We start from the raw sequence: 18,789 nt of genomic DNA, 5'->3' as shown, positions 1-18,789 counted from the left end.
CTTGCTTTGCTGTCTGATTGATGACGATCGGAAAGGACAGTTGATTCGATCCTGTTCGTTCCTCAGGCAATCATGAGCCCCAATAGTCGAGCCCGATATCCAGGATCGGCGCGCTGTGGGTCAGTCGGCCGACTGAAATCAGATCAACGCCGGTCGCGGCAATCGCTCGCGCTGTATCGGATGCGATCCCGCCAGAAGCCTCGGTGATAGCACGGCCGCCAACGATTGCGACGGCCCGGCGAAGATCGGCGAGGGACATGTTGTCGAGCAGAACCGCATCGGGAGCGAAGCCAAGTACCTCCTCCAACTGGGCCAGCGTATCGACCTCGACTTCGATCTTGACGAGATGACCGGCCCGTCTTCGTGCTCGCTCGAGCGCCGGGCGAACGCCGCCTGCGATGGCGATGTGGTTGTCCTTGATCAGAATTGCGTCGTCGAGGCCGAAACGGTGATTGGATCCGCCACCCGCGCGCACCGCGTACTTTTCGACTGCCCTCAATCCGGGCGTCGTCTTGCGCGTGCAGACGATCTTCGCGCCATATCCACGAACCGCAGCGACGATCGATGCCGTTGCTGTAGCGATGCCGCTCAGATGGCACAAAAAATTGAGTGCCGTCCGTTCGGCTGTGAGAATGGCCCGGGCAGGGCCAACCACTGATGCAATGACCTCTCCATCCATGACATTGCAGCCGTCTGCCCGCTCCACCGAAATTTCGACATCAGGATCAATCAAGCGGAAAGCGAGCATCGCCAGATCGAGGCCGGCGACAACTCCGGACTGGCGCGCCGCCAGCACGGTTCCCGCTTGGTGTGCCTTCGGCACGATGGCCTCCGTGGTCAAGTCGCCGGCTCTGCCAAGGTCTTCAAGAAGAGCTGCCCTTACAAGCGGCTCAAGCATGACCGTGGGAAGCGGTGAGAGCGTCATCACTTTGCCCCTTCGAGGCTTGGCGAGTGTCCGAGTTCCCGCGCAGCGGCCAAGGCGGCTTCGAGGGTGATTTCGGACCGTCGGGCGACAGTCGCATGATGAGGAAAGTCTGTCCGGTAATGAGCGCCGCGGCTTTCTTCGCGCAACAGGGCGGCAACCGCGATCATTAGCCCGACAGCCGCCGGATCCGAGGCCGCGTCCTTGCTTTCGGCGAGCGGCAACAAGGCATATGCGGCTGCTTTCAAACCTTCACCATCCCGGACGATGCCGAGTGCGCGCGACAGGAAAACACGCACCGGAATCGGAGCGGGCGATGGGTAAACGCCCGCAAACGCAGGCTTTGTTCTGCGAGCAGGCGTTCCGGCGACACTTTCAGCGACCCAGCGCGCGCACACGACGGCCTCGGTCAAGGAATTGCTGGCGAGCCTGTTGGCGCCATGCAGTCCTGTCGAAGCGACTTCGCCGCAGGCCCACAGCCCCTTGACGGAGGTCCTACCGGAGCCGTCCACGGCAACGCCACCCATGTGGTAGTGTTGGGCCGGACGAATGGGGATGAGATCGCGCGCGGGATTGATGCCGGCTCCACGACAGGCTGATGCGATTGTCGGGAAGTGTCGAGCAAATTCCGGGCCAGGCCGTTGCCGCGCGTCGAGAAAAACACGGTGGCCGTTGGCAAGATGGTTCCAGACGGCGCGCGCCAAGACATCACGAGGCGCAAGTTCCGCCCCTGACACGCTCTGGAGAAAAGCCTGGCCGGTTTCGTCGATCAGGGCAGCACCTTCGCCGCGGACGGCCTCGCTGAGCAGCACCATAGGGCGTTCCGGGCCGTCAAGCGCGGTCGGGTGGAACTGGATGAACTCGAGGTCGGCAAGGACAGCTCCAGCGCGGGCCGCAAGCGCCAGGCCCTGTCCGTAACTGCCCGAAGGATTCGTGGTGTCGAGAAACAGTCCCCCGATCCCACCGGTGGCGAGGACGACCCGCCGTGAGCCGAAGAAGACAGGTCCTATCGAACCGCTCGCCCAGACGCCTCGGATCGCATTCTCTCGCACTGCCAGCCGGCGCGCTTCCACGCCCTCCACGACAACAATCGACGGTGTGGAACGCACAGCCGCGATCAGGGCACGCATGATCTCACGCCCGGTGCCGTCACCATGCGCATGAACGATGCGACGTCGGCTGTGTGCGGCCTCCAATCCGAGGCACAGTGATCCTTTCGGCGTACGGTCGAAGGGAACCCCAAAGCCCGCAAGCCCCTCTATCGCCTTGGGCGCGGCTTGGAGGATGCGGCTCGCCACGTCTGTGTCGCAGAGACCATCCCCGGCGGCAAGCGTATCGGCCAGGTGCAGTGCCGGATCGTCGTCTTCGCCGAAACTTGCAGCCAGACCACCCTGTGCCCAGGTGCTCGAATTGTCAGCTCCCAGCAGCGTCCTGGACAGAAGCAGCACCGGCTCCGGCGCCAGTTGAAGCGCGGTCATCAATCCGGCGATGCCGCCGCCGATGATGATGGGCCGCCCGAAGAAGCTGCGGACATCGGCGCTCAAATTGCCAGCATCCGTTCGACCGCAAGCCGCGCGCGCCCGGCGATCCCGGGTTCGATGGTTACGATATGGTGGTTCTGCTCGAGCGCCATGCGGATGTTGGCAAGCGTGATCCGCTTCATGTGCGGGCACAAATTGCAGGGCCGGATGAACTCGACCTCTGGGTGCGCTAACGCTACGTTGTCGCTCATCGAACATTCCGTCATCAGCACGACACGTGCCGGCCTTTGCCTTTGGACATAGTCGGACATGGCAGCGGTCGAGCCGGAAAAATCTGCTTCAGCCACGACGTCGGGCGGGCATTCGGGATGCGCGAGCACGATCACGCCGGGATGGCTTTCGCGCAACTCGCGGATGTCGGTCGGTGTAAAGCGCTCATGCACCTCGCAATGCCCTTTCCAGGCGATGATCTGCACATCGGTCTGGGCGGCGATATTCTGGGCCAGATATTCGTCCGGCAACATGATCACCTGGGGAACGCCAAGGGATTGGACGACCGCCTTGGCGTTGCCGGATGTACAGCAGATATCCGACTCGGCTTTCACTTCGGCCGACGTGTTGACATAAGTGATGATCGGCACGCCGGGATAACGCTGGCGCATCAAGCGCACGTCTTCTGCCGTGATCGATTCCGCCAACGAACAGCCTGCCCGCAGGTCTGGAATGAGCACCGTCTTTTGCGGATTGAGCAGCTTGGCCGTTTCGGCCATGAAATGTACGCCGGCAAGCACGATGACTTGCGCCTCGATCGTCGCAGCCGTGCGGGCCAGTGCCAAGCTGTCGCCGACGATGTCGGCCACGCAATGGAAGATCTCGGGGGTCTGATAGTTGTGCGCCAGGATGATGGCGTTGCGCTCGCGCTTCAGTGCAAGGATCGCCTCGATATCCTCGACGAAAGCCGGCCATTCGATCGGCGGGATCACTCGTCGGACGCGCTCGTAGAGAAACGCGGTCGCAGGCAGCATGGCGCTCATCGACCCCTCCAGCTTATACTCTAGTTGAAAATAACCAGCATATACTTGCTGTGAGTATAAGCGATGTCAACCCCGCGCCAGCGGCAATTTTGTCCCGGCGATGACCCTCTCGTCGAGAACGGCGTGGCGGAACCGGTAAAGCTTCGCTGGCCGGCCGCCGGTGTCCGCGGTTGCCTCTCCGGTCTCTTCGACCAGCTCCTGCTGCTCGATCAGCCGGCGAAAGTTCGGCTTACGCACGAGCCTGCCGGCAAGCGCCTCCACGGTTCGCTGCAGCTGCAAAAGCGTGAAGACCGGCGGCATCAGCTCAAAGACGACCGGCCGGTATTTGATCTTGGAGCGCAGCCGCGCAATGCCGGTCGCCGCGATGCGGCGATGATCGGCGACCATAGACTTGCTGGGCACCAGCGGAGGCAGCGTCGCGTCCCGTCCGCTTCCGGCCTCTTGGACCAGGCCTGCTTCGTAGACTAACTCATAGCGTTGAAGCGTGAGTTCCTCGTTCCAAAGGCGGTCGTCGAAGCCGAAGGCTATCGTCGCCCGCTGCCAGCGTTCACGTCGCGTGGCCGCGTCGCTGACGCCGTCTGCCCATTCAATCAGGCGCGGTCGCAGAACGTCCAGCACGACCGGAGGCGTGCCGGAGCGGTGGTCCTCCCATGGAAAATATTCGTACCAGCTCTGCCAGCCGCACTTGGGCGAGCCAGCTGCCTGTTCCTTGCGGGTCAATGCGAGATAGCTGATGGAGATGACGCGCTGCTGGCGCTCGGCGCCGATGCGATCCCGATCCGCGAAGGTGTAGAGTTGCTCAATATACCCCAGCGGATGGCCGGTCTGCTGCTCGACCCACCCCCTCAAACCGGATTGCAGCGATCGGTGCTCAAGCGCAAATGGTCCGGAGGGCAGGGTGTCCGCCTGGCCGATGGTGAGGACACAGGGTTCACTGTCGTTTACGGCGACGACAAAGGCGATCAGGTCCACTTTGACTTCGTCGGCCTTGACGGCGGCTCTGTCTTTCCTGGGTCCTTTTGCCTGATCGTCCATGTTCGCGAAAGTGGTTGGCCAGCTCGGGAGCGCCTGAATCGATTAAATGTAAGCGCGCCTGTCCGCACGTCAACACCGCACAGCTGCACGGCCATTTTTAGCTCTTCGCACTTGCACAAAAATGTGGCAAACGCGACACCCGCGGTTTGGTAACGTTGGGGAAGGAGGGTCCATTGAGTGCGTTTGGTGACACCAAGGCGATCACACTGCCGGATATTCGTTCGCGCAAAGGTGGGACGCCGCTCGTCTGCCTTACCGCTTACACGACGCCAGTCGCCCGGCTTGTCGATCCCCATTGCGATGTGGTGCTGGTCGGCGACAGCGTCGGCATGGTTCTCCACGGCCTGCCCTCGACGCTCGGTGTGACGCTGGAGATGATGATCACGCACGGCCAGGCCGTGCGCCGTGGCCTCGAGCAGGCCCTGATGGTCGTCGACCTGCCATTCGGTTCCTTCGAGGAAAGCCCCGAGCAGGCTTTCCGCAATGCCGCGCGCGTCATGGCCGAAACCGGCTGCGCGGCCGTCAAGCTCGAAGGCGGCGAAACGATGGCAGAGACGATCGGCTTCCTCGCCGCGCGCGGCGTGCCGGTCATGGCCCATGTCGGCTTGACGCCGCAGGCGATCAACACCATCGGTGGCTACCGCGTGCAGGGCAGAGGCGGGGATGCCGAACGCATCAGGCGCGACGCGCTTGCGGTGAGCGAAGCGGGCGCCTTTGCGGTCGTGCTGGAGAAGGTTCCCGAGGCGCTCGCCCGCCGGATCACCGGGGAGGTGGCGACCCCGACCATTGGCATCGGTGCCTCGGCAGCCTGTGACGGCCAGATTCTCGTCGTCGACGACATGCTGGGCCTCTTCGGCGACTTCCGGCCCAAATTCGTCAAGCGCTATGCTGAACTGGGGGAGGCCGCTGCGGCTGCGATCGCGGCCTATGCGCGGGAAGTGAAGGAGCGCCAGTTTCCGGCCGCCGAGCACGTGTTTGCCGATGCGCCCAAGCCCGCCGACGCGGACGCGGCCAAGAGCGGAGAAGCAGCGTGAGCGTGCCGATTGTCAGGAGCGTTGCCCAGCTTCGCCAAATCGTCGCCGCATGGCGCCGCGAGGGCGTGAGGATTGCCGTGGTGCCAACGATGGGCGTCCTGCATGAGGGCCATCTCAGCCTGGTGCGCGCGGCACTCGAGAAGGCCGACCGGGTGATCGTGACGCTCTTTGTCAACCCGAAGCAATTCAACAGCCAGGCCGATCTCGCCGCGTATCCGAGCACCGAGGACGAGGATGCCGCCAAGCTGGCACCGCTTGGCGCGCACCTGCTTTATGCGCCGGACGCAGAGGAGATGTATCCGGCGGCCTTCGCCACGACCGTTTCGGTGTCCGGTGTCAGCGAGGGCCTGTGCGGTGCCTTCCGGCCGGGACATTTCGATGGCGTGGCGACCGTCGTCGCCAAGCTCTTCCTGCAGACCAGCGCTGACTTCGGCTTCTTTGGCGAAAAGGACTTTCAGCAGCTTCAGCTAGTCAGGCGTATGGCCCGGGACCTGGATATTCCAATCACCATTGTTCCTTGTCCGACAGTCCGCGAAGCCGACGGTCTTGCACTATCATCGCGCAATGTCCGGCTCTCGCCAGCAGAGCGTGCTGTTGCCCCCGAGCTATCATCGGTCTTGCTCGAGACGGCTGAGCGGCTTGCCCGCGGCTCGCCCGTCCTGCCAACGCTTGCCGAAGCGCGCGCAGCAATTCTGGCTGCGGGCTATCGCGAGGTCGAATACCTGGAACTTCGCGACGAGGCAGATCTGCGACCCATGACAAGCCTTGACCGACCTGCACGCTTGCTTGTCGCGGCCTGGCTCGGCGGCACACGGCTCATAGACAACGTCAGAATATCACGGGTTTCAACAGATTAACGGGTTCTCGGCACGCGCTGTATCCGTCCGGAATCGTTTAAAACAAGGTCTCTGCCTGGCATCGAGCGATCACGGAGGTTACGCAAAGCGCAAATGCATCGCGTGTTTGAGAACTTCGTCGAGCAACTGTCTGCAAGTGTTGATGCTGCCGATCTCCGTGAGGCAATGGCATCCGCTGCAGCCGGCTTCGATTTTCCGCTATTCGCCTATTTCACTTACCCGTCGGCCTCGGGCGACGCCCCGCAATTGATCTCAAACTATCCTTCATCCTGGACATCACGTTATCTGCAACAGCGGTACCACAGTCTTGATCCGGTCATCCTGCGCGGGCTGCAAGGCTGGGATACCTTCGACTGGGGTGTGGATCGCGGTCGGCACTGTCTGCCGAATTCGCAGCAACAAATTCTGGAGAGTGCGGCTGAGTTTGGCATCCGCGGCGGCCTGACGATATCCATGCATGATCATCGCGGCCGGTTTGCTGCCCTGACCTTTGCTTCCGACGAGTCCCGGCCGCCTCTGTTGCGGTCACTGACACGTTACGAAAAAGCATTGCAGCTGGTGGCCATCAACTTTCATATCCATGTCCGGCGCAGGCTCGCCGACGATCGCGTGGTGGATGGTGTAACGCTCACCCCGCGGGAGTTCGAGTGCCTGAAATGGGCGGCGCACGGCAAGTCGGCTTGGGTTATCAGCCAGCTTCTCGGCGTCTCAAAGCGCACCGTGACCTTTCATCTGGAAAACGCCAAGGCAAAGCTTGGCGTTCGAACGATCAACCAGGCCGTTGCACGACTGGCTGCCTCCGGCCAGGCGAGATCCTGATTCGTCGGCCACGATAGCTGTAAACCTCTACAGGCTGCATCGCTGCCGGCTTTGCCCTTCGATGGCGGGAACACATTCCGCACGGAGGCGACCATGATGCAGCTGATAACACCAGACCTTTACGACGAGTTCGCAAGCGAGCTCAAAGAGATGCACGGGCTCAGGTTTCGGGTGTTCAAGGAAAGGCTCGATTGGGAAGTTGATACCGAAGACCAGATGGAAACAGACCCGTTTGATGGTCTGAAGCCTGTCTATCTGCTCCTCAAGGGATCCGACTGGCGAATTCGCGGTTGCGTGCGTCTTTTGCCCAGCACCGGACCCACAATGTTGCGCGACACGTTCCCGGTGCTGCTGGGTGCTGACGTCGTGCCCTCGACCTCCGACATATGGGAGAGCAGTCGTTTCGCGCTCGATCTTCCTCCGTCGGCGCCCAAGGCAGCGGGCGGACTGGCCCAGGCAACCTACGAGCTCTTCGCGGGCATGATCGAGTTCGGCTTGGCCAAGGATCTGACCCGGATAGTAACGGTGACGGACACGCGCATGGAACGGATCCTTCGCCTCGCGACGTGGCCATTGTCGCGCATCGGACAACCCAAGTCCGTCGGCAAAACGGAGGCGGTGGCCGGGTTTCTCGAGATTTCCCGCGCGAGCCTTTTGCGCATCCGCAGCAGGGGACGTCTGAGCGGACCGGTACTGTGGCAACCGGTTCTAGGCCCGTCGGCATTGTGGACACCTGAGCCGTGAATGATGCTGGTCTGCCCAAGGAAGCGACGGTCGGTCTTGTATGCTGGCCGGACTGGCGTCGTCACGAAGCTTACCACTACGCCAGACGATTGCCACGCACTGCCTGGGCCTGGGAGTTTCTTCGGCGCAATCCACAATTCCAGCGCGACCACGCCAAAATGGCACCGTCCGCCTGCATTGTCGGAGCCCAGGCCGACATGAACATAATCGAGTTGACGACAGGATCATCTTTCCTAAGACAATGGAGCCTCCTTTTTCGCGGACGCGCCACAGTCGGACGCTACGTCGGCGAGGGTCTTTTGGGATCCGCGCGACTGCGCCCGTATTCTACGAGCGGCCGCGGAGCTGGTTGGGCTCGACCACGATTTTGAAACGCTTGATCTTTCGTCGCTCTCATGCTGCAAGGACATCCTGCTGACACCTGCCGGCGTGCAGCACGTGCTGCTGAGGGAGGACTGCCGGAGTCTGCAGATCGCCCTTTCCGGTGCATCCGTTCTCCGCCCGTTGCGGCTATATGTCGACGCGATCGTGCAGCCGCAGCACCTGAAGTTCCATGTCGCTGCCCTTCAGTTCCTGAACGACATCAGTGGTTGCGGCCGCCTGGCAGCTGCTTGCTTTCCGCCGGAACCCCGCGGAGCGCGTCTGCGTATCGTGCTCCAGGCTTTGGATGGCTCGCTTGCGGGAGCATCTCATCAGGAGATCGCCATTGCCCTGTTCGGGAGACGCCGTGTCGAAGAAGATTGGTCTCATCCAGGTAGCCATCTTCGCGATCAGGTGCGTCGCGCCATCCAACGTGGCCGCTACCTGATGGGCGGTGGCTATAGACAGTTCCTGATGTAATTCGGGTGACAGCTCGGTGATTGTCTTATCCGAAAACGGGCAGGCATCAATCTCCATTTCTCACTGCTATTGTGCCTTGTACAAAACGTGACACGCGCCTAGTTCTTCCGCTGCGGGAATCGGGTTTGAGTAATACGGACGAAGCACTGAGAACCAACGCTTTCGTGATAGTGCATTCATGCCCCGAGAATCCTGATGACCGTTACGAACCCCAAGAAAGCCGGCGCTGACTGAAACGGTCGCTGAACGTGCTCTGTGGCGTGCGCCGCCTGACTCTCGGTTTCGGCCATGCGGACTAACAGCGTTTTGATAGGCCATCGCGGGCTAAGCTCTACCGGCGAAAGCCGCGTCAAAGCGGCAGGCAATCAGAAACTTGATCGGCGGCGACGATGATTATGATCAACGTGACGAACACGTGAATCATGCCGACGGCGCCGAGTTGCCGATGATGATGATGCCGGCCATGCGTCGCTGATGCTGCCTAACTACAGTGCTGTGTGATCATGCCGATCACCGCGTGACCACGAGCGGCGGCGGTTCGTGGTCAGGTGCGTGGCCGGGATGATCGCGCATGGCCGATTGTTCCTTCGTGCCGCGGGGTGTGGGCTTGCGTTCGGTCATGAGGACGTCAGGCGCAACGAGGAAGTTAGATCAGGCCCCAAACGCGTCTTATCCATGGGGTGGATGATAGCTATCCCTACAATCAATTATACCAATATTACCCAATACTACTAGAAGATCTCCCAATGAAAGCGGCCGGATGGGTATCCGTCTCGCGTAGGCTGAAGCTGCCGGCAAGAATGGGAAGACGAACATGTGCGGGATTGTTGGTATCGTTGGGCAACAGACGGTGTCGGATCGGTTGGTCGACGCATTGAAGCGTTTGGAATATCGCGGCTATGATTCCGCCGGCGTTGCGACGATCACCGAAGGTGTCTTGCACCGCCGGCGCGCCGAGGGCAAGCTCGTCAATCTCGAGAGGAGACTGAAGGAAGAGCCGCTGAGCGGCAACATCGGCATCGGCCACACGCGTTGGGCAACCCATGGGGCCTCGACGGAACGCAATGCGCACCCGCACTTTGCCGACGGTGTCGCCGTCGTCCATAACGGCATCATCGAGAATTTCACCGAGCTGAAGGACGAATTGGCGGCGGCTGGCGCCGAGTTCCAGACCGACACCGACACCGAGGTCATCGCGCATCTCTTGGCAAGACACCGCCGGGAGGGCATGAGGCGGCAAGAGGCGATGCGTGCCATGCTGAAACGCGTCAGGGGCGCCTATGCGCTTGCCGTCCTCTTCGAAGATGATCCGTCGACCATCATGGCGGCGCGCAACGGACCACCGCTGGCGATCGGTCACGGCGACGGCGAGATGTTCCTGGGCTCCGACGCGATCGCGCTTGCTCCCTTCACCAATGAAATTACCTATCTCATCGAGGGCGACTGGGCCATTGTCGGCAATTCGGGCGCCCATATCTTCGATTTCGACGGCCATCCCGTCGAGCGTCCGCGCCATACCTCCACGGCCGCGGCCGATCTGGCCAGCAAGGGCAATCATCGCCACTTCATGGAGAAGGAAATCTACGAGCAGCCCGAAGTCATCGCCCATGCTCTCCGTCACTATAGCAACATCATAGAAAATCGCGCCGACATGGTTTCTGGCATCGATTTCGCCAGGATCCCGAGCTTGGCGATCTCGGCCTGCGGGACCGCCTATCTCGCCGGACTGATCGGAAAATACTGGTTCGAGCGCTATGCGCGCCTGACAGTTGAAATCGACGTTGCGTCCGAATTCCGTTACCGCGAGATCCCGTTGTCGCCGCAGTCGGCGGCTCTTTTCATTTCGCAGTCCGGCGAAACCGCTGATACGCTCGCATCGTTGAGGTACTGCAAGGAGCGTGGGCTGAAAATTGGCGCTATCGTCAATGCCTGCGAATCGACCATCGCTCGGGAGGCCGATGCGGTCTTCCCGATCCTTGCCGGACCGGAGATTGGCGTCGCCTCCACCAAGGCGTTTACCTGCCAGCTTGCGGTTCTAGCCGCACTCGCCATCGGCGCCGCCAGAGCCCGCGGGACCGTAACCGAAGACGAGCTGCAGGCGCTCGTCAGGAGCCTCGCCGAAGTGCCGCGCGTCATGGGCCAGGTACTCAACAGCATCCAGCCGGAGATCGAGTTCCTGTCGCGCGAACTGTCAAAGTGTCGTGACGTCCTGTATCTCGGCCGTGGCACCAGTTTCCCGCTAGCGATGGAAGGTGCGCTGAAGCTCAAGGAGATTTCCTACATCCATGCCGAGGGCTATGCGGCGGGTGAATTGAAGCACGGTCCGATCGCATTAATCGACGACAACATGCCAGTGATCGTCATCGCGCCTCATGATCGCTTTTTCGACAAGACCGTCTCCAACATGCAGGAAGTGGCTGCCCGTGGAGGGCGGATTATCCTCATCACCGATGAAAAAGGGGCAGCCGCATCGAAACTCAACACCATGCACACGCTCGTGTTGCCGGCTGTCGACGAGATTATCGCGCCGATGATCTTCTCGCTGCCGATACAGCTTCTTGCCTACCGCACGGCGCTCTTCATGGGCACAGACGTAGACCAGCCGCGCAATCTCGCAAAATCGGTCACGGTCGAGTGATTGTGAACCTTTATAGGTGGCGATGCTTGTCCATCTTCGCTGCATCGGCGGTGGAAATTGGTCGAAGGTATCAGCGTCCGCGAGGCTGGCTGGACGGTGCCGCGAATAGCCACTGGAGGCGTCAGTGAGAGTTCGAGTTGCTGTTCAAGAAAGCCATCGGGGAGAATGAGTCGTGTAGGATCGCAGGTCGAATGCGCTACAGCCGATCAGGCCATCTCATGGCGGGCAGGTTCTTAGAACTTGATCAGAAGCAGGTGAGCCGCCATATTCCGACCCGGCTGCCAATTTCAAGTGGTCCATTCCATGGATGAGGCCGGTCCGGCCGAATGGACGTCCATTTTTTTGATTTGCTGGGTGTGCGCCAGGGTCGGGGAGGAAATCTCCCGATTTGTCAGGCGCTCCCATCTTCTTGGAGACGTTTATGAAGGATTCGCGCATTCCCGAGCCAGTCTTGACGGCTATGTCGCAGGGGACCCACATCATCCGCGCTTATCGTGAGCACCTTGGGTATTCAATCGAGGACCTCGCGGTCGCGTGCGGGCTTGCCGCTCAGGAAATCCAAAACATCGAGCGGGGTCTAAAGTACAATAAGGGCTATCGGAATCGGATAGCGAGATCGCTGTCCATACCTGTGGGAATTCTTGAGGCAGAGTCGGACATATCGGACGCCGCCTGATCAGTCGGATAATCTGCAATGGGTGGAAGACCGCTCTTGTGATGTGACGTTTGCGGCTGATAGTCGTCGCTTGATTCCGTTAGACGCGAATGCCTTCTGGCGCAGTACCGCCAAGAGAATTCTCGTCCACTGTCCGAGTCAGGAACTGCACGCGGGCTCGCCGAACAGGAAGTTGGAACGCTTCGTCATGCTGTCGTAGGCGATATAGCCGCCCGGAGTGCTGCGACACGTGCACGATAGCATTGGCTCGCGAGGATGGATTGCTAACGGCGAACCCATGCTGGTCGGCAAGGCGATACTGGCTGGAGCATCAACTCGGCCGACGAGGGTGGCCCCCCATCCTGGGCAGGATCGGCCGACATGGCCGGCATCGCGAGCCGCTCTGAAAAGAGCACAGCGGGGATCCAGACGCTGCCGGGTTGACTATGGGTGTCGGAACCGCAAAAAGGGGCCGCTCTTCATGAGTGGCGTGCGCCGGCAGTCTAACCCCAAGCCCCCCGCCAGGCTGCCGGCGCGCTTCTAGCCGCCTTGATGCACGGCGATAAGCTTTTGACGGCCTGAAGCGACGTTGTGGTCGCCGTTGCGGTGCTTTTCCACGCGCCTCGTCAGGCGCCGGGATTGCTCCGTCGTGATGTCAGGCGGGGGTTTGCAGGTTGCGGTCGACGGGTTCGTTTCGGGGCGTCTGCCCCCATCGTTATGTCGCGAGTTGGGGGATGCGATCGAGGACGATGCGCAGGATGCGCTGGTCGGGGCACGATGTCGGCAGGTGCAGGCGGATTTGCGATTTCATCTCGACCACCCGCGCAGCGATTTTGATGAGGCGCAATCGCAGCGTGTCGAATTGGGCGACGGCAAAGCTCGAGCGCCTCGGCATCGCGGCCCGCAAGCCCCACATCAACCAGTAAGCACCGGCATGCAGGAATAGCCGGAACTGGTTGGGGCCGTCGCTCTGGTGCAGGATGTGCGGTCGGCGGCAAGATGCGTCTTCCACGACTTGGTGTGGTTCTCGGCCGCGCCGCGCCGGCAGTAGACATCCTCGTAGAGCGCCTTGGCCTTCCCACCGGCAAGGTTGGTGACCACGAAGCGGATATCGCCACCTTGGGCGCCGGCCTCGACCCGCGCGATGATGCGCTCGACGCGGCTCCAACTAGCGGCGCCGTCAACGAACTCCTTGAACCTGCGGACCTTGCCTGTCTTGGCCGACGCTTCGAAGCGCGCCCTCGTGCTGGCCTCCAGATCCGCGACATGCTTGCGCAGGGTCGTGGTGGGCGCGAGGCCAAAGATGAAGTCGACGTCGTTGGCGCGGCACCAGTCGATGACCTGCGGGTTGCAATAATGGCTATCGCCGCGGAGCAGGATTCGAATGTTCGGCCAGTTGATCCGGATCGCCCGCACCAGACGGCGCAGGTGGGGGCGGATCTCAGCCCCACTCGGCTGCTTGGCCGGTCGCAGGATCGCGCTGACGAACCGTCCCGCACCATCGAACACGACGATCGGCTGGAAGCCGTACTCGTCATGGTGGGCATTGAACAGGCGAAGCTGTTGGCCTCCGTGCACAGCGTCGAAGGTGTCGTCAATGTCGAGTACGATCCGCTTCGGCACCTGCCGGAACGAGGCGCAATAGAGATCGACCATCGCCCGTCCCATCGCGACCAGCTCCCGCACGCCGGGTAGGTTCTCCAGCCGGCACAGCGTCGATTGCGACGCCAGATCCCGACCCGACGGCAGCGCATCCTGGGCCATCTTGAAGACCGGATCGCGGCGCAGCCGGTTGGCGTCGTTGCCGTCCTCGTAGCCGGCGGCGATCATCTTCATGCGAAAGCCGATCATGTCCGCCAGGCTGTGGACGACCTGGTCCGGGCAGCGCGGATCGTCGATGCAACGCGCCAGACGCTCGGCCACCCGCAACCGCTTTTCCACCTCGGCCAAGGCCAGAACGCCGCTGTTGGACGACAGCATGCCGCCGTCGAAACGGGCGACGACGGACTTGCCGCCGACTGATGACAAACCGCTCAGCGGCAGCGCAAGATCGTTCATGGTGGGTGTGGTCTCCGGGAAATGGTTCGGATCGGCTTAAGCAACCAAATCCTACGTCATTTCAACGGCTTGCGCCACATCCACCAACCCCCATGAATTTGGTTAGGTTGATGCGGCGTGCCGCCGCCGTGAGGCCGCGCTCGCTCAGCAGCGCGTCGAGAACGACGAGAAGATTCAGATCGAGCCCTTTGAAACGCATGTCTTAGCTATCCATAGCGTGGATGCATTTGATTGAAACAAACGATTTTACCAATTTTCCGGAATGTCGCATGGACTTGGCAGGACCTCACGTGCGCCGATCACTGCCTCTATTCGCGTGGCGAGTCCGATGAGAAGAGCCCGAAAGAGGAAATTTGTCGCGTGCGGTGGAGATTGTACTGGGAATGAGAGGCAGCGCTCCGATCATGTCGAACTCTCCGACGAATGGCGGACCGGTACAATAGTTGATCGCAACTGGTCCGGAGCTATGAAACATCTCGATTACATATGAGGTGCCGAGTGAATACGCTGACAGCACCCACCGTCGCAGCGTTTAGCTGACGTTTGACGACGGTTCCTATCCATTTACACGCAGATTCTTGATGTGCTGGCGCAAAAGCGGGAGGCCGGCGACTTTTCTTCGTCATCGGGCTGACGCCGCAGAAGCCGGAACTCGTCCGGTTCCTATGGGCATTGGGCTTGGTCGGTCGCACAGGCTCTATGAGGGGCAATTTTGGCAACGCGACGCGACTCGGGTTTTGAACGACGCCGAAAACGCAAGCTGGAAAGGAACAAGATGGCAGATCAACTCGCCAACGAAATAATCGCCATTATCAAGAAGCGCGCCGCGTCGGAGGGCGGCATAGCGCCTGCCACAGGCGGCGAGATAACGGCTGCCACGGGACTGACTTCACTCGGTATCGATTCACTGGGATTGGCGGACGTTCTCTGGGACCTGGAGCAGGCCTACGGCATCCAGATCGAGATGAATACGGCCGAGGCATGGTCGGATCTCCAGAATGTTGGGGACATGGTGGAAGCCGTGCGCAGCTTGCTCGCTAAGGGGGTGTGAATGGACAGGCGCGTCGTGATTACTGGGATTGGCGGTATTTGCGGGCTTGGGACCAACGCCGCCGCCATTTGGACAGAGATGCGAGAAGGCCGCTCCGCCATCGGCCCAATCGTCAACTCCGAGCTCCATGAATTGAGGGTCAGGATCGGTGCCGAGATCAAGGCGCTGCCGGAGCATGACATCGACGGCAAGCAACTCATCTCCATGGACCGCTTCAGCCTGCTCGCTGTGCTTGCGGCGCGCGAAGCCATGCGTCAGGCCGGACTTTCCTCCAAAGAGGGAAATAGCTATCGCTTCGGTGCGACGGTGGGCGTTGGCGGCTGCGGGTGGGATGCGATCGAGCAAACCTACCGCGCCATCCTTCTGGGCGGTAAGCGTGCCGCTCTCTTGACTGTACCCAAGGCGATGCCGGGTGCCGCTGCCGGCCAGGTCAGCATGAGTCTCGGCCTGCGCGGGCCGGTCTTCGGCGTCACGTCCGCCTGTTCCTCGGCAAACCATGCGATTGCCTGCGCGGTGGACCAGATCAGGCTCGGCCGGGCCGACGTGATGCTTGCCGGCGGCAGCGAAGCGCCGCTCATATGGGGTGTGCTGAAGGCATGGGAAGCGATCCGCGTGCTTTCGCCCGATACTTGCCGGCCATTCTCGGCCGATCGCCAGGGCCTGTCGCTTGGTGAAGGCGCCGGCATGGCGGTGCTGGAAAGCTACGAGCATGCCCTGGCTCGGGGCGCCACCATCCTTGCCGAAATTGCCGGTGCCGGCCTTTCCGCCGATGCGTCCGACATCGTCGCGCCGACTGTCGAGGGGCCGGAGGCAGCAATGCGGGCCTGCCTTGCCGATGCCAGGCTGGACGCCGAGGATGTCGACTATCTCAACGCGCACGGCACCGGCACCAAGGCCAACGACCAGATCGAGACGGCGGCGATCAAGCGCGTCTTCGGTCAGCACGCCTTCTCAATGTCCATTTCTTCTACCAAGTCCATGCACGCGCATTGCCTCGGCGCGTCCGGCGCGCTCGAGTTGATCGCCTGCGTGATGGCTATCCGCGAGAGCGTCGTGCCGCCGACTGCCAATTATCGTGAGCTGGACCCCGATTGCGATCTCGACGTCACGCCCAATGTGGCACGCGAGCGCAAGGTGCGCGTGGCACTGAGCAACTCCTTCGCCTTTGGCGGCACGAACGCGGTTCTGGCGTTCAGGCAGGTGTAGAAGCCATGAGAGATGCCTCCGGCAACATTATCTCTCGCATCCAGATGCTTGCCGGATAACTATTGTGAAGGGCGGGTCATTGACCGCCTCGGCGAATGCGGGAAGTGGCAGCGGAAGCTCGACGATCCGGGGGTATCGTCTTTGCGAAATTCTTAACTGTTGAAGCGGCTTGGACGTACCGCCGCCCCGTAAAAGGTAAGCGAGGCCCTGCGGGCTCGGCTTGAGGGTCTGAAGCTGTACACGACAATGTCTGGAAGCCGCAGGGTCGGCTCTGCGCCCGTTATAGTCGCCTGAGTGCTGCCGGCCCGGCCGCGCCGCGGGCGCCGTCAACGAACTCCTTGAACCTGCGGACCTTGCCTGTCTTGGCCGACGCTTCGAAGCGCGCCGTCGTGCTGGCCTCCAGATCCGCGACATGCTTGCGCAGGGTCGTGGTGGGCGCGAGGCCAAAGATGAAGTCGACGTCGTTGGCGCGGCACCAGTCGATGACCTGCGGGTTGCAATAATGGCTATCGCCGCGGAGCAGGATTCGAATGTTCGGCCAGTTGATCCGGATCGCCCGCACCAGACGGCGCAGGTGGGGGCGGATCTCAGCCCCACTCGGCTGCTTGGCCGGTCGCAGGATCGCGCTGACGAACCGTCCCGCACCATCGAACACGACGATCGGCTGGAAGCCGTACTCGTCATGGTGGGCATTGAACAGGCGAAGCTGTTGGCCTCCGTGCACAGCGTCGAAGGTGTCGTCAATGTCGAGTACGATCCGCTTCGGCACCTGCCGGAACGAGGCGCAATAGAGATCGACCATCGCCCGTCCCATCGCGACCAGCTCCCGCACGCCGGGTAGGTTCTCCAGCCGGCACAGCGTCGATTGCGACGCCAGATCCCGACCCGACGGCAGCGCATCCTGGGCCATCTTGAAGACCGGATCGCGGCGCAGCCGGTTGGCGTCGTTGCCGTCCTCGTAGCCGGCGGCGATCATCTTCATGCGAAAGCCGATCATGTCCGCCAGGCTGTGGACGACCTGGTCCGGGCAGCGCGGATCGTCGATGCAACGCGCCAGACGCTCGGCCACCCGCAACCGCTTTTCCACCTCGGCCAAGGCCAGAACGCCGCTGTTGGACGACAGCATGCCGCCGTCGAAACGGGCGACGACGGACTTGCCGCCGACTGATGACAAACCGCTCAGCGGCAGCGCAAGATCGTTCATGGTGGGTGTGGTCTCCGGGAAATGGTTCGGATCGGCTTAAGCAACCAAATCCTACGTCATTTCAACGATCAGATCCCGAGCAGCCAGTCAGTATTCGACCGTCGCTGGCGCCTCCGCCCACTGAGGCCTTGTGCTTCCTCCAGCGAGTCAAGCCGATCACCATGCGTGTCGCCAGTTCTGGTGCTCACCCACGTGCCATTTGCGATCTTGTGTCGGTGAGAGCACCGCAAGCACCTCCCCTGCTAGGAGCGCAAGGCGGCTCGCGTCGCCGTGTTGTTACTATTCTTCGCTGTGGTCGGAGTTTTTTCCTTGGCTTCGGAATCGGGACATTCGGCTTTGCAAAAAAATAGGCCATCGTGGTCGATCGTCACGCCCCGAGTTCGGCGGCACGATGGGACGACAACGGCAGCGCAAGCTCCATTTGCGCGAGGGGCTCGTCCCTTCAACTACTTGATGCATTTGCGCTTTGCGTACCTCCGTGCATGTTGCTCGATGCCAGGCGGAGATCTCCGTCTCAAACGATCGCGCATCGATGCAACGCCCACGCGTTGATCGCCATGATCGCGGCGATCGCTTTGCCGCTATCGCCGCCGCCGTTTTCGAGCACGACAATCATGCCGGCGGTTCGGCAGCGATGCGCATGCAAAAATTCACAGATGCATTCTGGCCAAATGCTAGCTGCCCAGCAAATGTCCGGCATTTCGCAAGGCCCCTAGGAAGAGACTGGCATGGCCGTTGGCATCGATCTTGGCCTGCATCGACAGGGGCATGCTGTGCCAGGTCTCCAAGGGCGCAATGAAATGTGAGAACGTACCGTTGACGATGCAATGGTGGGTAACAAGGCCCTGTCTGTCCAACGCCAGCACGCCGATCTGGTCGCCCTGATATCGGATGGCTGCGACCCGCTGGACCCCCGCATCACCGTCGACCCGCACGTCGAAAAGCAGGATGCCGCGGCTCCTGGTGGCTACCTCGGCGGCCTTTTCAGCGAAGCTTAAGGAGAGCGAGCGGACGCTTTCGACCGCCAGCTGTAAAACCATCAAATCCAGTTCATCCACTGCCATAAGGTACCTGCGCGCAACACATGGGTGATAGCAATCGACCACACCGCTTGTTCACAGATGTCGGCTCACGACCGATCATTCAGGTTGTTGCCGGACGTCCATTGACCGAGGGAGTGCTCCGGTTCGAACCGATCCTGAAGCGGAATG

Annotated in this window: 15 protein-coding genes and 4 pseudogenes; 10 read left to right on the top strand and 9 right to left on the bottom strand. The window is 61.4% G+C overall.

Features of this window, described 5'->3' with window-relative positions; genetic code table 11:
- Positions 1-70: 70 nt before the first annotated feature.
- The 4 genes from nadC to NKG60_RS17615 all read right to left on the bottom strand — a co-directional run bounded on the left by nadC (position 71) and on the right by NKG60_RS17615 (position 4,472).
- Positions 71-925 (bottom strand): carboxylating nicotinate-nucleotide diphosphorylase, encoded by an 855-nt coding sequence (gene nadC / locus NKG60_RS17630; RefSeq protein ID WP_352458523.1) that lies wholly within the window; start codon positions 923-925, stop codon positions 71-73.
- On the bottom strand, positions 925-2,466 hold the full coding sequence (locus tag NKG60_RS17625; protein ID WP_352975296.1) for an L-aspartate oxidase: 1,542 nt from the start codon (positions 2,464-2,466) through the stop codon (positions 925-927). The genes nadC and NKG60_RS17625 overlap by 1 nt, the downstream gene beginning before the upstream one ends.
- Positions 2,463-3,437, bottom strand: a complete 975-nt coding sequence (gene nadA, locus NKG60_RS17620; RefSeq protein WP_352975253.1) for a quinolinate synthase NadA — start codon at positions 3,435-3,437, stop codon at positions 2,463-2,465. Before nadA ends, NKG60_RS17625 begins: the two co-directional genes overlap by 4 nt.
- Positions 3,438-3,503: 66 nt before the next feature.
- Positions 3,504-4,472, bottom strand: coding sequence for an NUDIX hydrolase (locus NKG60_RS17615; RefSeq protein WP_352975252.1), 969 nt, complete (start codon positions 4,470-4,472; stop codon positions 3,504-3,506).
- Between the two features lie 173 nt (positions 4,473-4,645).
- Between NKG60_RS17615 and panB the strand changes: the two genes are divergently transcribed.
- The 8 genes from panB (at position 4,646) to NKG60_RS17575 (ending at position 12,080) form a co-directional block, all read left to right on the top strand.
- The gene (gene panB, locus NKG60_RS17610; RefSeq protein WP_352975251.1) at positions 4,646-5,506 is read left to right on the top strand and encodes a 3-methyl-2-oxobutanoate hydroxymethyltransferase; all 861 of its coding nucleotides are present in this window, start codon (positions 4,646-4,648) and stop codon (positions 5,504-5,506) included.
- Positions 5,503-6,363: a pantoate--beta-alanine ligase gene (gene panC, locus NKG60_RS17605; protein WP_352711541.1), complete on the top strand. Its 861-nt coding sequence runs from the start codon at positions 5,503-5,505 to the stop codon at positions 6,361-6,363. Before panB ends, panC begins: the two co-directional genes overlap by 4 nt.
- Before the next feature lie 93 nt (positions 6,364-6,456).
- On the top strand, positions 6,457-7,182 hold the full coding sequence (locus NKG60_RS17600) for a LuxR family transcriptional regulator (RefSeq protein ID WP_352975250.1): 726 nt from the start codon (positions 6,457-6,459) through the stop codon (positions 7,180-7,182).
- Positions 7,183-7,275: 93 nt separating this feature from the next.
- A complete protein-coding gene (locus NKG60_RS17595; RefSeq protein WP_352458529.1) occupies positions 7,276-7,926 on the top strand; it encodes an acyl-homoserine-lactone synthase in 651 nt (216 codons plus the stop codon).
- Positions 7,923-8,297, top strand: a complete 375-nt coding sequence (locus NKG60_RS17590; protein WP_352975249.1) for a transcriptional regulator domain-containing protein — start codon at positions 7,923-7,925, stop codon at positions 8,295-8,297. Before NKG60_RS17595 ends, NKG60_RS17590 begins: the two co-directional genes overlap by 4 nt.
- 58 nt (positions 8,298-8,355) lie before the next feature.
- The gene (locus NKG60_RS17585) at positions 8,356-8,766 is read left to right on the top strand and encodes a DUF2285 domain-containing protein (protein ID WP_352618332.1); all 411 of its coding nucleotides are present in this window, start codon (positions 8,356-8,358) and stop codon (positions 8,764-8,766) included.
- A gap of 814 nt (positions 8,767-9,580) precedes the next feature.
- Complete coding sequence (gene glmS, locus NKG60_RS17580; RefSeq protein WP_352975248.1) at positions 9,581-11,404, top strand: glutamine--fructose-6-phosphate transaminase (isomerizing); 1,824 nt, start codon at positions 9,581-9,583, stop codon at positions 11,402-11,404.
- Between the two features lie 421 nt (positions 11,405-11,825).
- Positions 11,826-12,080: a helix-turn-helix domain-containing protein gene (locus NKG60_RS17575; RefSeq protein ID WP_352549690.1), complete on the top strand. Its 255-nt coding sequence runs from the start codon at positions 11,826-11,828 to the stop codon at positions 12,078-12,080.
- Positions 12,081-12,774: 694 nt separating this feature from the next.
- On the opposite strand, the pseudogene NKG60_RS17570 reads toward NKG60_RS17575, so the two are convergent.
- Positions 12,775-14,117: pseudogene (locus tag NKG60_RS17570) on the bottom strand (IS1380 family transposase).
- A gap of 97 nt (positions 14,118-14,214) precedes the next feature.
- Positions 14,215-14,316 (bottom strand): annotated as a pseudogene (locus NKG60_RS17565) (LysR family transcriptional regulator); the annotation flags it as partial.
- 576 nt (positions 14,317-14,892) lie between these two features.
- Here NKG60_RS17565 and NKG60_RS17560 point away from each other — a divergent pair.
- Together NKG60_RS17560 and NKG60_RS17555 are read left to right on the top strand one after the other, a co-directional pair.
- The gene (locus NKG60_RS17560; RefSeq protein WP_352458906.1) at positions 14,893-15,168 is read left to right on the top strand and encodes an acyl carrier protein; all 276 of its coding nucleotides are present in this window, start codon (positions 14,893-14,895) and stop codon (positions 15,166-15,168) included.
- Entirely contained in the window at positions 15,169-16,374 is a 1,206-nt protein-coding gene (locus NKG60_RS17555; RefSeq protein WP_352453892.1) for a beta-ketoacyl-[acyl-carrier-protein] synthase family protein, read from the top strand. It abuts the gene before it with no gap.
- On the opposite strand, the pseudogene NKG60_RS17550 reads toward NKG60_RS17555, so the two are convergent.
- The 3 genes and pseudogenes from NKG60_RS17550 to NKG60_RS17540 all read right to left on the bottom strand — a co-directional run.
- Positions 16,361-16,525, bottom strand: a pseudogene (locus NKG60_RS17550) (LysR family transcriptional regulator); the annotation flags it as partial. The gene NKG60_RS17555 and the pseudogene NKG60_RS17550 overlap by 14 nt on opposite strands.
- A gap of 168 nt (positions 16,526-16,693) precedes the next feature.
- Positions 16,694-17,578 (bottom strand): annotated as a pseudogene (locus NKG60_RS17545) (IS1380 family transposase); the annotation flags it as partial.
- A 674-nt stretch (positions 17,579-18,252) separates the two neighbouring features.
- The gene (locus NKG60_RS17540; RefSeq protein ID WP_352847744.1) at positions 18,253-18,642 is read right to left on the bottom strand and encodes a hypothetical protein; all 390 of its coding nucleotides are present in this window, start codon (positions 18,640-18,642) and stop codon (positions 18,253-18,255) included.
- Between the last annotated feature and the right edge of the window lie 147 nt (positions 18,643-18,789).

It is taken from the genome of Mesorhizobium sp. M1428 (assembly GCF_040317515.1).
Classification (GTDB): Bacteria; Pseudomonadota; Alphaproteobacteria; order Rhizobiales; family Rhizobiaceae; genus Mesorhizobium.
The sequence above is the reverse complement of the archived record's forward strand: the minus strand, read 5'-3'. Positions and strand labels throughout refer to the sequence as shown.

Coding starts and splice junctions, on each gene's coding strand:
- NKG60_RS17615 (WP_352975252.1), bottom strand. CDS start 4,472: ATGGACGATCAGGCAAAAGGACCCAGGAAAGACAGAGCCGCCGTCAAG.
- NKG60_RS17600 (WP_352975250.1), top strand. CDS start 6,457: ATGCATCGCGTGTTTGAGAACTTCGTCGAGCAACTGTCTGCAAGTGTT.
- NKG60_RS17595 (WP_352458529.1), top strand. CDS start 7,276: ATGATGCAGCTGATAACACCAGACCTTTACGACGAGTTCGCAAGCGAG.
- NKG60_RS17575 (WP_352549690.1), top strand. CDS start 11,826: ATGAAGGATTCGCGCATTCCCGAGCCAGTCTTGACGGCTATGTCGCAG.
- glmS (WP_352975248.1), top strand. CDS start 9,581: ATGTGCGGGATTGTTGGTATCGTTGGGCAACAGACGGTGTCGGATCGG.
- NKG60_RS17555 (WP_352453892.1), top strand. CDS start 15,169: ATGGACAGGCGCGTCGTGATTACTGGGATTGGCGGTATTTGCGGGCTT.
- NKG60_RS17560 (WP_352458906.1), top strand. CDS start 14,893: ATGGCAGATCAACTCGCCAACGAAATAATCGCCATTATCAAGAAGCGC.
- NKG60_RS17540 (WP_352847744.1), bottom strand. CDS start 18,642: ATGGCAGTGGATGAACTGGATTTGATGGTTTTACAGCTGGCGGTCGAA.
- nadC (WP_352458523.1), bottom strand. CDS start 925: ATGACGCTCTCACCGCTTCCCACGGTCATGCTTGAGCCGCTTGTAAGG.
- nadA (WP_352975253.1), bottom strand. CDS start 3,437: ATGAGCGCCATGCTGCCTGCGACCGCGTTTCTCTACGAGCGCGTCCGA.